The following is a 12,565-nucleotide window of genomic DNA, read 5'->3' as shown; positions in this document are numbered from 1 at the left end:
CTAAACCACCTTATACTGTGCTGTATGTTGTTCATGCCTACGATGGCACTGATCCCGATGCGCTTGACCGGCGCATGGCCGTTCGCCCAAACCACTTTGAGGGGGCTCGCCGCCTGAAAGCCGAAGGCCACTTTATCGTCGGCGGAGCGCTACTCGATCCCGACGGCCGCATGATTGGGTCAATGATGCTTCTTGATTTTGCCGACGACACCGAGTTGCAAGCCTGGCTAGCCTGGGAGCCCTACGTGCAGCATAAGGTCTGGGAACGGATCGATATCAAGCCATTTCGTCAGGCTGACGTATGAAACGGTGCCACCTCCCCGTTGTTCTTCTGATTGTGGTCACCGCCTGCCAGCAACGGCAGCCCGATAGCGACCAACCATCAGCAGATTCACTGGTCAGTGAAGCATCGATCATCCAGTCGGCCACAAAAACAGCAGTGCAATCATCCACTGCCTTCCTGATCATTCCGGGCAAGCAGGTAGGACCAGTAAAAGCCAATGCTACCGAGGCCAGTCTGATTGCGTTGTTGGGAGCCAAAAACGTGGTTCGCGATACCATCTATGTAGCCGAAGGTACATACGAAATTGGCACCACCTTGTTCAAAAATACCGCCGACCAGGCTCAGATCCTCTGGGTTGATAAACGCCACGTTGCCCGGCCCGAGTCGGTATTGATTCGGCCCGCCTATGACCAGGACGCTAAGCTGATGCCTGGTGCTGCCGGCCCTGTTTCGCAGTGGCAGACCAACACAGGCATTAAGTTGGGAAGTTCGTTGCGGCATATAGAGAAGCTGAACGGACGCGCTTTTACCCTTTATGGCTTCGACTGGGACTACGGAGGACTGTCGACAGACTGGAAAGGTGGCTCACTGGCTGAGAAAGACGGCCGAACGTTTATCGGTATCGGCTTCGGCCTCCCCGAGTCGATGACCGGCGACGAGAAAAAACTGTATGAATCTGTGATGGGCGACCGAGAATTCTCGTCGGCTATGCCTGCCATGCATCAATTGAATCCTACTGTACAAAACCTGACTATTTCTTTCAAATGACACTTCCTCCTACCCTCAGAATCTACCAGCTAGATGCCTTCACTGATCAGTTGTTTACGGGCAACCCGGCGGCCGTAGTACCTCTGACCGATCAGAATGAGTGGCTGCCGGACGCCCAAATGCAGTCCATTGCCGCCGAGAACAACCTGGCCGAAACAGCTTTCTATATTCGCACCGAGACCGGTTACCATATTCGGTGGTTCACGCCTACGGTCGAGGTCGATCTTTGCGGGCATGCCACACTAGCCACCGGGTACGTTATCTTTTTTCTGGAAGAGAAGCCGACCGATTCTAGAATCATCCTCGATTCACGGTCTGGGCCCCTCACCGTTTGCCGCGAAGCAGATGGCTGGCTGGTGCTTGATTTCCCGGCCGACACGCTCGCCAAAGCGGCTGTGCAGCCACCCGCCCTACTGACCGGGCTTGTCGGTGCCAAACCACTGGAGATCCACAAGGGCAAGAGCGATTTTATGGTCGTTTATGCCAGCCAGGCAGACATTGACTCACTAGTGCCTGATTTTCGTGAATTAACGACCGTGCCAGCCCGTGGCATCATTGTTACCGCTCCGGGCGTTGATGTCGATTTTGTCTCGCGCTTTTTTGCCCCCCAATCTGGCGTCGACGAAGATCCCGTCACTGGCTCCGCACACACAACACTAATCCCCTACTGGGCTGAAAAATTGAGTAAAAATACGCTAACGGCCAGGCAAATTTCGGCCCGTGGAGGCTATTTACGTTGTAAACTCAATACTGAGCTCAACCGGGTCGATATTGCAGGACAAGTGCAGTTATACCTGAAAGGCGAACTGGCAATTCGGTAGCACATAGCCATCTAAAGCATACAAAAGCCCGGTAGCCCTGCTATCGGGCTTTCTTTTTGCCTGAAATGAGAACATTAAAATTTAACCAGATATTGACTAAAAATTGCATTATGAGCAAATAGAGGTTTAAAATTTTGAAGAATTTTACTTAAAAAGAATAATATTTGGAAAAATAGGTTTGAAACATAAGTAATATCCTGCACATTTGATGAGTGATAAGTATTAAGTAATACTACTGGCCGGTAGGGTATTGACCATATTCAGTTCCACCTTTTAACGAATCAAATACCTCAATGTACAGTGTCTACAAAAACAAGTGGCGGCTTGTTTTTGCAGGACTCCTTCTTACTGGATCTGCAAAAGCACAAATGACGCTGGTAGGGCAATTACGTACCCGTACGGAGATTCGGGACGGCCTTGGTACCCTTAATGCGGTTGGCACTCCTGCTGCCGCGTTTACGTCGCAGCGCACAGGCCTTACCTTCGGGTACAAATGGGATCGGCTTACGTTTGGGGCCAGCCTGCGCGATGTTCGGGTCTGGGGGCAAGATGCCTCGTCCATCACGGCAACCGATGGGAATAAGTTGTTCCTGCACGAAGCCTGGGCTGAGGTTGTACTGGCTAACAGTGCCGATACCACGCTGAAGTTCAAAGCGTTCGACAACCTGGCAATGAAGATTGGCCGTCAGGAATTCGTGTACGACGATGTGCGCCTGTTGGGTAACCTCGACTGGCTGCAACAGGGTCGCCGCTTCGACGCGCTGCTGTTCAAAGGCATGAAGCGGGGCTGGCAGATTGACCTGGGGCTGGCCTTCAACCAGAACACTGATGCCTTCGGTACGGCAGGTACGTTCTACACGCCGGGCAATGCGCCCACTTACATAGCCAACTCCAAAGGTAATCTGGTAGCGGTTCCCGGTGGCTTTTTGCCCACAAACGGGAAAGGCGGCGCGCCGATCCTCGCCAATGCAGCCAGTACCAATGGGCAAACGCAGCAGTTTAAGTCCATGCAGTTTTTGTATCTGAGCCGCAAGTTTGGCCAAACAAAGCTGTCGCTGCTGGGTCTGAAAGATGATTTCGCCAGGTACCGTCCCGACTCGCTGGGGGCATCGGCAACGGGCGTGGTGTACGGACGGCGGTATGACGTAGAGGGCACCAACAGCCGGTTTACTTACGGTGCCATGCTTACAGGCCTGATCGGAAACGCCTCGTCGCGGGTTGGCAAGCTGGCCTGGCAGGCATTTGGCTACCAACAAACCGGCAACGACCCAACCGGAACAGCTATCGACGCTTACTACTACGGCGGTAACTTAATGTTGCAGCGCGGTCGTCTATCGTTTGGACCGGGTTACGAAGTGCTCTCGGGGAATAATTCAGTAGCCCCCAGCGGCAAAAACAACCGCTTCGATCCGCTCTACGGCACACCGCATAAGCACTGGGGCTACATGGATTACTTCTATGTTGGCACAGGGTCACCAGTTGGTGGGTTGGCAAACGGTTTTCTGAAGTTGAAATACGTAGCAAATCCCAATCTGTTTGTAACCGCCGATCTGCACAACTTCGCGCTGGCCGCACCCACCAAAAATGGCCTGGATGCTACCGGAGGGGTACTACCCAGCCAACTCGGGCAGGAACTGGATTTGATCGTAACCTACAACCTCAACAAGTTTACCAGTCTTGAACTGGGCTACAGCCACCTGTCGGCCACCAACAGCCTCGAATACGTGAAGCGGAATACCATGGACAAAGCCCAGCATGAAGCCAACTGGGTGTACCTCATGATCAACATCCGCCCGGATTTTCTCTACGCCAAACCCGTAGCGATCAAACAGTAACTCAGGTCTACCCAGTCGACAGCCGTTCGAACAACCAACCAGATACCTGCCCGAGCAGGTTAGTTGTCGACTTTCTCCAATCATCTATCATGAACTCATTTTTTCGCAGCCTGCTGCCAGCCCTTGTGCTGGGCGGCACGGTCTGGGCAACGCTTGCTCTTCGCTCAGCCGCCGAACCCATCAAACTAGGCTTCATTCCCCTCACTGACTGCGCCCCGCTGGTGGTCGCCAAAGAGCTGGGCCTGTTCGAAAAGCACGGCGTTAACGTCGAACTATCCAAAGAGGCGTCGTGGGCCAACATTCGCGACAAAGTCCTGAACGGCGAACTGGAAGGCGCCCACTGTCTTTTTAGCATGCCTTTCTCGGTGTATACTGGCATTGGTGGCAAGGCGGGATCAGAGATGAAGATCGCTATGGTGCTGAACAACAACGGACAAGCCATCACCTTATCGAAAGATTTCTGCGGCATGGTCGGCTTCAAAGACCTGAGCCACGTGGCGGGGGCAGTTAAGCAGGTGCAGGCCCGCAAAGAGGTAACTTTTGCCATGACCTTCCCCGGTGGCACACATGATATCTGGCTCCGCAACTGGCTGGCGGCAGCAGGTGTCAATCAGAAATCGGTAGGTATCATCACGATTCCGCCGCCGCAGATGGTTGCCAACATGCGCGTCGACAATATGGAAGGCTTTTGCGTGGGCGAACCCTGGAATGGCGTGGCGGCTACGCAGAATATCGGGTTCACAGAAATTGCCAGTCAGGACATCTGGAAACACCATCCTGAAAAGGCACTGGTGGTCAATTCGGCCTTTGCCAACACGAAGAAAGAAGATCTGAAGAAGGTAATGAAAGCCATTCTGGAAGCCTGCCAATGGCTCGACAACATGGGCAACCGCAAAAAAGCAGCGCAGTGGCTATCTAAACCCTACTACGTAAACGCGCCCGTTCAGGTCATTGAAGCACGCTTGCTCGGTTCCAATGATCTGGGCTGCGACCTGGGCGTTCAGAAATATAAGGACGATTACATGACCTTCTACAACAAGGGCTTTGTAAACACTCCCCGCAAAGCACATGGCATGTGGTTTCTGGCGCAGTACGTACGATTTGGTTACCTCAAGTCGGCCCCGGATTATAAAGGCATCGCCGAAAAACTAGTTCTGGACGATCTCTACGCCGAAGTAGCTAAAAGTATGAACGTACCTGTGGCCACCGACGATATGAAGTCGTTTAAAACTACCTACGACGTGCCGTTCGATCCCGCCAACATCACCGCTTATTTATCAGGTACTAAAAAGTAGGTTTCGTGGCCTAGCCCCCAATCTTCAAAGGGGGCTAGGCCAAACTCCTGGTTACCATGAACAACATCTTCGAAAAAATTTCCCCAGTCCTCTATTTCCTCGGAAGTATGGCGTTGCTACTGGGCATGTGGTCGGCCGTGTCGCTGCTGACGAACAACGAAATTCCAACGCCGGGCATGACCTGGACCGTATTCAGCGAGATGCTTTCTGATCCGTTCTACGACTATGGTCCAAATGATAAAGGCATAGGTATTCAGCTGTGGAGCTCGATCAAGCGGGTAATGACCGGCTTTGCACTCGGCAGCCTCATTGCCATACCGCTGGGTCTCTTGATGGGCAGCAACCGCATCAGCATGAACCTCCTAAACCCACTGGTGCAGGTACTCCGCCCCGTGTCGCCGTTGGCCTGGTTTCCGCTGGGTTTGCTCGCCTTCAAAGCGTCGGACGGTGCCACGGTGTTCATTATTGCGATAACCAGCCTGTGGCCAACACTAATTAACACCGCCTTCGGCGTGTCGACCATCCCGACCGATCACCGCAACGTAGCCAAAGTGTTTGGCTTTACGGCCTGGAAATACGTATCAAAAGTGGTGCTCCCCTATGCGCTACCACACATCATTACCGGTTTACGTCTGAGCATCGGGGTGGCCTGGATGGTGATTGTGGCGGGCGAAATGCTGTCGGGAGGTATGGGAATCGGCTTTTTCGTCTGGGATAGCTGGAATGCCCTCAGCCTTGAGAAAATCCTGTCGGCCATTCTCATCATCGGAGCCGTCGGTCTGCTATTCGACAAATTCTTCAACGCATTGCAAAAACGATTTACCTACGCTTAAATGAGCTTAATGTTTGGTGTTTGCGGTTCGCCGGGGCGGTCAAACAGCAAACCCCAAACATTAAACGTCACTCCCCAACATGACTCCAAACACGCTTCCACTGATCGACTCGGCGAGTGAGTACCATAAACTCATGCAGCCTACCAGCATCGAGATTAGCGATCTGCGCATCTCGTTTCCGACTAAAGGCGGTACCTATACAGCGGTTAAAGGCATTAATCTGAGTGTGCGTAAAGGTGAGATTGTCTGCATCATTGGCCACTCGGGCTGTGGTAAATCAACCATCTTAAACGCCATAGCGGGCATGGTGAAGCCAACCGGCGGCCGCGTCTTAGCTAATGAAAAGCTCGTTACCGGCCCTGGCCCCGACCGGGGTGTTGTGTTCCAGAATTATTCGCTGCTACCTTGGCTCACAGTCTGGCGCAATGTGTACGAGGCCGTAGATTCGTGCCGACCCGACCTCTCAAAAACGGAGAAGGAAGCGCTGGTCACGGATAACCTGAAGGCGGTAAACCTCTTCACGCATAAGGACAAACTGCCGGGTCACCTGTCGGGCGGCATGAAGCAACGCACGGCCATTGCCCGCGCCTTCGCCATCAATCCCAGCATTCTATTGCTTGATGAGCCCTTCGGCGCGCTGGATGCACTCACGAAAGGAACCATGCATATTGAACTGCTCAAGCTCTGGAACCTCGACAACCGGAACAAGACCATCGTCATGGTTACGCACGATATTGAAGAGGCCATCTTCCTGGCTGATCGCGTGGTGGTGATGAATGATGGCCCCGAAGCAACCATCCGTGAAATCGTTGATATTGCCCTTCCCCGGCCCCGCCACAAAAAGGCGATCGTTCATTTACCTGAGTATATGGAGGCCCATGACCGGTTGCTAAGTCTCCTTGTGAAGGAGTTTTCGATCGAAGACGTGTAAAGTCCCGGTTTTCACTTTGTTACATTTCTTACTCGGCAGCAACTAACTACTGGGTAAGAAATTATTTTTTGTACCTAAACCTCATATGTTAATTAAACAAAATTATTCCTCTATATTGAGTTATAAAACCAACTTTAACATATGAGGAAAGTTACACTTCCAATTATTTGTTTGGCTCTGATTGGTGCCGTTTCATCCTGCTTCGATCCAGCTAGTCAATCAACACTGCCTGCTGGCGGTGACCAAAATGCCCGTCAGGGCGAATCGCCACGTGCCTGCGCCAGTATGGACGTGCTGGCCGAGAATCTCAAAGAGAACCCCGGTCTGGCTCAGAAAATGGAAGAAATTGAAAAACATACTGCGCGGTTTGCTCAGCTTAAAGGTGCCCGTAAAAGCGGTGATGTTACGGCAAATGCTGCAGTAACGGTTATCAATATTCCTGTGGTTGTAAACGTGCTATACAACACAACCAGGGAAAACATCAGCGATGCGCAGGTTGCCTCACAGATCGCTGTGCTGAACGCAGACTTTCGTAAAACGAACTCAGATATCAGTAATGTACCAACTGCTTTCTCAGGCCTGGCATCTGACATGGAGATTCAGTTCACATTACAAAACACCGTTCGGAAACAGACGAGCAAAACGTCATGGGGTACTCGCGATGCCATGAAGAGCAGCAAGAAAGGTGGCATTGACCCAACTACCCCAACTAAGGTGCTGAACATCTGGGTTTGCAACATTGGCGGCGGTATTCTGGGTTACGCGCAATTCCCCGGCGGCTCTTCAGCTACAGATGGCGTGGTTATCGGGCCTCAGTACTTCGGCAGCAGCGACATCGTAAAAACAGGAGGATACTTCAGTGCACCCTACGATAAAGGCCGCACCGCTACCCACGAGGTTGGCCACTGGCTTAACCTGCGCCACATCTGGGGCGATGCTACCTGCGGTAACGACCAGGTTGCCGACACCCCAACGCAGCAAACGGCCAATTACGGCTGCCCCTCTTTCCCACACGTTACTTGTGGTAATGGTACCAACGGCGATATGTTCATGAACTACATGGACTACACCGATGACAAATGCATGTACATGTTCTCGAACGGACAGAAAACTCGTAGCCAGGCTATTTTCGCAGCGGGTGGCGCACGGGCTAGCTTTGTTGGTCTTTAATAGCAATCAGAAATCCGAAAAATAGGGTCTCATAAAAAAAGGTCTCAGGTACGTACCTGAGACCTTTTTTTATGCGCTTATCTGTTCAACCATCAATATTTTTTGAGCACCTTAATCAGTCGGCGGCTGATAAGGTCATACCCGGTGTCGGACGGATGAAGGCCATCGTAGGTCATCTTCACCGCTTCGGGTGGGTACGGGTAGTCGTCGGTACCAGCGGTAAAGGGAATATTGGTGTAGGCGGGGTAGGTATAGTTAGTGTAGTTTCCCGTTTGCGGATCTTTCAGGCGCTTGAACTTCACAGCCTGCTTCACGTCCAGACCTTTCAGATGGTACAGGTCAATAACCTGTAACTTATCGAACCTACCTATGGAATCGAGGGCATGGGCAAACGCTTCGAGGTACTGTCCATTTTTGGGCTTGTATGACCCATAAGCGTTGTTTTTGTGATTCGTCAGGTACACAAAATCACCCCGCTGCATAGGCGTAATCAGCACGATGTGCGCCTCGGGATTCAGGCTCCGGAGCTTATTGACAATTACCCGAAACGAGCCATATACGGTGGCAGTACCGGTATTGTTCTGGTAATCGGCAAACCGGCCCAGTGGCTTCCCGCCCCACCAATCGTTTGTACCCAGAAAGACAGAATAGATATCGGCTTTCGTCAGCCCCAGCGTCTCAATAGACTCGGCAATTCGAATCGCCGTCCAGCCGTTGTGCCCCTGGTTGGTGTATTTGATATAGGGCAGTTTCTCCACCACACGGGTCATGTACCCTTTCGTAATCCGGTTACCCGTTTGGTCGAGGTGCTCATTCAGGTACGTTATCGAATCGCCGATGGCTGTCCATGTCAGTTCTTTCCGCTCAAATGAGCTTAAGACAACCACTAAGGAGAAGAGCAGGATGAGTTTTTTCATAGTTAATTTTCAGGGGGGGTGGGTGAGCTAGTTCCCTGAGCCTGTCGAAGAGCCGAGCAAAAGCAACTTACCCTGTAAGTATTAGATCATACCCCGCGCTTTCAGTTCCAGGTATTTGTTAACCGTATTAGCGGTGAGGTCGCGGGGGGCGGTGAGGATACTCTGAATACCATATTGACCCAGTTCCTTTACGATCAGCTGTTTTTCGTAGGCAAACTTTTCAGCAATGGTTTTGAGGTAAATCTGCTCTGTGTCTTGGGCGGGGGCATCGAGGAGCGTGCGTAGTTCGGTATTATCGAAGAAGACAACCAGCAGCAGGTGATCTTTAGCCAACCGGCGCAGGTATGGCAACTGGCGATGAAGGCCAGTTACGGTTTCGAAATTGGTAAACAACAGCAGCAGACCACGCTGACGTACCTGACGGCGAATAGTGGCATATAACCCGTCGAAATCGGTTTCCAGATAGCGCGTTTTTTGCCGGTACAGCACTTCCAGAATTTTCAGCATATGGCCGGGCCGACGTTCAGCAGGTACGATCTGGCCAATCCGGTCAGAGAACGTGATCAGGCCGGCGCGATCCTGTTTCATCAGGGCAATGTTGCTCAGAACGAGCGAGGCGTTAATGGCATAATCAAGCAGCGTAAGCCCTTCAAACGGGGACCGCATCACCCGGCCTTTATCAATTAGGCAATACACCGCCTGCGAGCGTTCGTCCTGAAACGCATTTACCACCAGATTCGACTGATTTGGGTCTGACCGGCGGGCGGTCGCTTTCCAGTTGATGGTGCGCAGGTCATCGCCCTGGGTGTAGGGACGTACCTGCTCAAATTCCATGCTGTGCCCTATGCGCCGGATCCGTTTGATGCCGACCTCTGTAAGCCGGTTGCTGGCGGCCAGCAGTTCGTACTGTCGCATCTGCAGGTACGACGGGTACACCGGCACCATACGCCCTTTCTCGAACTGAAATCGCCGTTTCAGTAACTTCAGGGGCGTCATCACAAACACGTTGATCGACCCAAAGCTATACTCACCCCGCCGCGTTGGCCGTAACTCGTAGCGAATAACCTTCGTTTCGTTCGGCTTTATTTCGGCCGTAAACAGCACGTCGCGGCGCTGAAACTGAAACGGAATCTCGTCGATGACCTCTACCGGCGTAGTGAAAGCGTAATGGCTCTCCAGGTAGAGTGTAATCGGATTTTCATCGCCGTTGGATAGTCGGTCCGGCATATCGCGGCGGGCAAAGAAAATAGCCTGACCACCCGCTGCTCCATCACGGAAGAGCAGTACCAGTTCGATCAACAGCAACAGTACAAAAACAGTAAAGGCGACCTGAACCAGCGAAAACAGCAGCGGCAGGGCATAGGCCAGCACGAAAGCGACTACGAAGCCCGCCAGTACGAACCAGACACGGAGCGAAATATACAGGGAACGGAGTAGCTTCATGAGCTCAGTTTAACAACAGTACTGGTCGGGATGGCTATTAGCGGGGCACCTCTACTTTCTGAAGCAATTGCGCAATTACATCGTCGGCAGTAGCCCCCTCCATCTCGCGCTCGGGTGTGAGCAGAATACGGTGGCGCAACACGGGCGCGGCCAGTTCCTGCACATCTTCGGGCGTAATGAAATCACGGCCCCGCAATGTTGCCAGCGCTTTGGCACTATTGAGCAGCGCTACAGCCGCCCGGGGCGATGCTCCCAGATACAGCGATTTGTTGGCCCGTGTGCTCCTGACAATCTGGGCAATGTAGTCGAACAGGTTATCTTCTACGTGCACCTGATTTACCTTATCGCGCATGGCATTCAGCTGATCGGCGGTCAGTACGGCGTTGATCGCAGCCATGGCATCGGTGAGATTCCGACGCTGGTGGTGGCCCCGAAGAATGTCGACTTCTTCGGCCTGTTCCGGGTAGCCAACCACGATTTTGAACAGAAATCGGTCGAGTTGGGCTTCGGGCAGGCGGTAGGTACCCTCCTGCTCAATGGGATTCTGCGTAGCCAGCACCATAAAGGGCGGCGGCAGCAGGTACGTAGTTCCGTCATTGGTCACCTGCCGCTCTTCCATGGCCTCAAACAAGGCCGCCTGCGTTTTAGCCGGGGCTCGGTTGATCTCATCGATCAGCACGATGTTGGCGAAGATAGGCCCGTGTTTAAACGAAAACTCCGCCGTTTTAGGGCTAAACACCGACGTACCCAACACATCGGCGGGCATCAGATCGGGCGTAAACTGGATACGGCTAAACTGGACCGAAATCGTTTTGGCCAGCAGTTTGGCCGTCAGTGTCTTGGCTACACCAGGCACGCCTTCGATCAGCACGTGGCCGTCGGCCAGCAGGGCAGCCAGCAGCAGATCGATGGTTTGGTGCTGGCCAACAATTACTTTACCTACTTCGGTGCGGATGGCGTCGATGGCCAGACTCAGGCCCTGAAGGTCAACGCGGGTGTCAAAAGGTTGTTCCATGTGTGGAGTATTGCTCGGTTAAGAGCATTGCGGTTTAGCGATCGACTCTCTTACGCCTTGCTCATCGCGGCGGTGTTGAACCGTTCAATGGTGGCGTTGATGGTTAATAAATCAAATTCTGACAACGAGACGGCCCGCGCTGCCTGATTCAGCATCCGGACCAGGTCCTGGGTTTCTTCCAGCGACACGCCGCTTTTACGGGCCAGCGTTTCAACAAACTCAGCGTCGAGCACCTGCGTATTCAGGAAGTACCGTTCACGCAGGTCGGCCAGAAAATACTTGATCTTCTTGCGGGCTACGTTGTCGTGGTCGTTCTGCTGGAAATACATTCGTCCCACCGTTTTGACGAACTCAAGCGACGTATTTTGTGGTAGCTGCACCACCGGAATAACGCGCTGGGTACGTTTCCCGGCAAAGAGGGCGTAGATGATCAGGCCAAACAAGCCGATGTAATACGCCCAACTCAGGGCAGGTTGTTTATAGATGTAGCGCAACAGCGACTGCTCACTTTCATTGAACCGCCCCTGCTTCATGTACTCGTCCCAGTAGGTTGGCTGAGTGGGCAGGTACGAAAACGCCTTTGTCATATAGTCAGCCGAGGCTGGAGCAAGCAGGTAATAATTCGTGAATGCCAGCGGCAGGTTATGAATGTAGAAAGAGCCCTTTCCGTGCGGAATACGCAAGAAAATAGCTTCGTTCCGGGTGTTTCGGGCCAGGACGGTAATGCCTGAATTAGGCTTCTTCACGACCAGGAAATTACGACCATCGTCGTGCCGGAAGTTATAGCCTCCCCTTCTGGCCAGACCGGGACCTACAAAATTAGAGCGCAGCGTCGAATCAGCTTTGAGGGGGTTTTTCACGTCGGCTTTGAAGCCCAGCGCCCGGCTCAGGGTGTCCGAAAAATCGTAGGCCGACAGAAACGCCGTGTTTCCGCGCGCCACGTACCTGAGCAGTTCGCGGGTATCGTATCCACCCGCCGCAAAATTTTCGCAAACAGCTACATAGTTACTCCGCAGCGGCAATCCACTCTCGGTGAACAAGTTATACGGCGGGATACGAATGATTTCGATCTTCTGCTGACGTAACAGGCTGGGCAGCAGTTCGAAGACAGCCTGGGTACCAAACGGAATTTTGTCGTTGTTCTGGTACGTGGGGCGCCAGTCGATAGGTTTGGGTTTGTAATACTCAAACAGTACAAACGCAATCAGTGAGGCCACCAGCAACAGGATGTATTTATTGGGTCGCATAACGTAC

At 52.7% G+C, this 12,565-nt stretch carries 12 protein-coding genes; 8 read left to right on the top strand and 4 right to left on the bottom strand.

Annotated elements, in window-relative coordinates; all coding sequences use genetic code 11:
- Positions 1-17 precede the first annotated feature (17 nt).
- The 8 genes from F7231_RS02235 to F7231_RS02200 all read left to right on the top strand — a co-directional run bounded on the left by F7231_RS02235 (position 18) and on the right by F7231_RS02200 (position 7,936).
- Entirely contained in the window at positions 18-305 is a 288-nt protein-coding gene (locus tag F7231_RS02235) for a YciI family protein (protein WP_085414899.1), read from the top strand.
- Positions 302-1,051, top strand: coding sequence for a hypothetical protein (locus tag F7231_RS02230; protein ID WP_166690751.1), 750 nt, complete (start codon positions 302-304; stop codon positions 1,049-1,051). Before F7231_RS02235 ends, F7231_RS02230 begins: the two co-directional genes overlap by 4 nt.
- The gene (locus tag F7231_RS02225) at positions 1,048-1,872 is read left to right on the top strand and encodes a PhzF family protein (RefSeq protein ID WP_166690750.1); all 825 of its coding nucleotides are present in this window, start codon (positions 1,048-1,050) and stop codon (positions 1,870-1,872) included. The genes F7231_RS02230 and F7231_RS02225 overlap by 4 nt, the downstream gene beginning before the upstream one ends.
- 293 nt (positions 1,873-2,165) lie before the next feature.
- Positions 2,166-3,707 (top strand): alginate export family protein, encoded by a 1,542-nt coding sequence (locus F7231_RS02220; protein WP_166690749.1) that lies wholly within the window; start codon positions 2,166-2,168, stop codon positions 3,705-3,707.
- A gap of 89 nt (positions 3,708-3,796) precedes the next feature.
- The gene (locus F7231_RS02215; RefSeq protein WP_166690748.1) at positions 3,797-5,002 is read left to right on the top strand and encodes a CmpA/NrtA family ABC transporter substrate-binding protein; all 1,206 of its coding nucleotides are present in this window, start codon (positions 3,797-3,799) and stop codon (positions 5,000-5,002) included.
- A 56-nt stretch (positions 5,003-5,058) separates the two neighbouring features.
- Positions 5,059-5,835, top strand: coding sequence for a nitrate ABC transporter permease (ntrB, locus tag F7231_RS02210; RefSeq protein WP_085414904.1), 777 nt, complete (start codon positions 5,059-5,061; stop codon positions 5,833-5,835).
- A 79-nt stretch (positions 5,836-5,914) separates the two neighbouring features.
- A complete protein-coding gene (locus F7231_RS02205; RefSeq protein ID WP_166690747.1) occupies positions 5,915-6,766 on the top strand; it encodes an ABC transporter ATP-binding protein in 852 nt (283 codons plus the stop codon).
- Between the two features lie 141 nt (positions 6,767-6,907).
- Complete coding sequence (locus tag F7231_RS02200; protein ID WP_166690746.1) at positions 6,908-7,936, top strand: zinc metalloprotease; 1,029 nt, start codon at positions 6,908-6,910, stop codon at positions 7,934-7,936.
- A gap of 92 nt (positions 7,937-8,028) precedes the next feature.
- Here F7231_RS02200 and F7231_RS02195 read toward each other — a convergent pair whose 3' ends face one another.
- The 4 genes from F7231_RS02195 to F7231_RS02180 all read right to left on the bottom strand — a co-directional run bounded on the left by F7231_RS02195 (position 8,029) and on the right by F7231_RS02180 (position 12,558).
- The gene (locus F7231_RS02195; protein ID WP_166690745.1) at positions 8,029-8,853 is read right to left on the bottom strand and encodes an SGNH/GDSL hydrolase family protein; all 825 of its coding nucleotides are present in this window, start codon (positions 8,851-8,853) and stop codon (positions 8,029-8,031) included.
- An 81-nt stretch (positions 8,854-8,934) separates the two neighbouring features.
- Entirely contained in the window at positions 8,935-10,296 is a 1,362-nt protein-coding gene (locus F7231_RS02190; RefSeq protein WP_166690744.1) for a DUF58 domain-containing protein, read from the bottom strand.
- Positions 10,297-10,333: 37 nt separating this feature from the next.
- Positions 10,334-11,311, bottom strand: a complete 978-nt coding sequence (locus tag F7231_RS02185; protein WP_085414908.1) for an AAA family ATPase — start codon at positions 11,309-11,311, stop codon at positions 10,334-10,336.
- Positions 11,312-11,361: 50 nt separating this feature from the next.
- A complete protein-coding gene (locus F7231_RS02180) occupies positions 11,362-12,558 on the bottom strand; it encodes a DUF4350 domain-containing protein (protein WP_166690743.1) in 1,197 nt (398 codons plus the stop codon).
- Positions 12,559-12,565: the final 7 nt, after the last annotated feature.

Origin of the sequence: Fibrivirga algicola (assembly GCF_011742925.1) — a bacterium.
Classification (GTDB): Bacteria; Bacteroidota; Bacteroidia; order Cytophagales; family Spirosomataceae; genus Fibrella; species Fibrella algicola.
The sequence above is the reverse complement of the archived record's forward strand: the minus strand, read 5'-3'. Positions and strand labels throughout refer to the sequence as shown.

Excerpts from the sequence above, each read along its gene's own strand:
- F7231_RS02230 (WP_166690751.1), top strand. The coding sequence starts at position 302 with ATGAAACGGTGCCACCTCCCCGTTGTTCTTCTGATTGTGGTCACCGCC.
- F7231_RS02225 (WP_166690750.1), top strand. The coding sequence starts at position 1,048 with ATGACACTTCCTCCTACCCTCAGAATCTACCAGCTAGATGCCTTCACT.
- F7231_RS02220 (WP_166690749.1), top strand. The coding sequence starts at position 2,166 with ATGTACAGTGTCTACAAAAACAAGTGGCGGCTTGTTTTTGCAGGACTC.
- F7231_RS02215 (WP_166690748.1), top strand. The coding sequence starts at position 3,797 with ATGAACTCATTTTTTCGCAGCCTGCTGCCAGCCCTTGTGCTGGGCGGC.
- ntrB (WP_085414904.1), top strand. The coding sequence starts at position 5,059 with ATGAACAACATCTTCGAAAAAATTTCCCCAGTCCTCTATTTCCTCGGA.
- F7231_RS02205 (WP_166690747.1), top strand. The coding sequence starts at position 5,915 with ATGACTCCAAACACGCTTCCACTGATCGACTCGGCGAGTGAGTACCAT.
- F7231_RS02200 (WP_166690746.1), top strand. The coding sequence starts at position 6,908 with ATGAGGAAAGTTACACTTCCAATTATTTGTTTGGCTCTGATTGGTGCC.
- F7231_RS02195 (WP_166690745.1), bottom strand. The coding sequence starts at position 8,853 with ATGAAAAAACTCATCCTGCTCTTCTCCTTAGTGGTTGTCTTAAGCTCA.
- F7231_RS02190 (WP_166690744.1), bottom strand. The coding sequence starts at position 10,296 with ATGAAGCTACTCCGTTCCCTGTATATTTCGCTCCGTGTCTGGTTCGTA.
- F7231_RS02185 (WP_085414908.1), bottom strand. The coding sequence starts at position 11,311 with ATGGAACAACCTTTTGACACCCGCGTTGACCTTCAGGGCCTGAGTCTG.
- F7231_RS02180 (WP_166690743.1), bottom strand. The coding sequence starts at position 12,558 with ATGCGACCCAATAAATACATCCTGTTGCTGGTGGCCTCACTGATTGCG.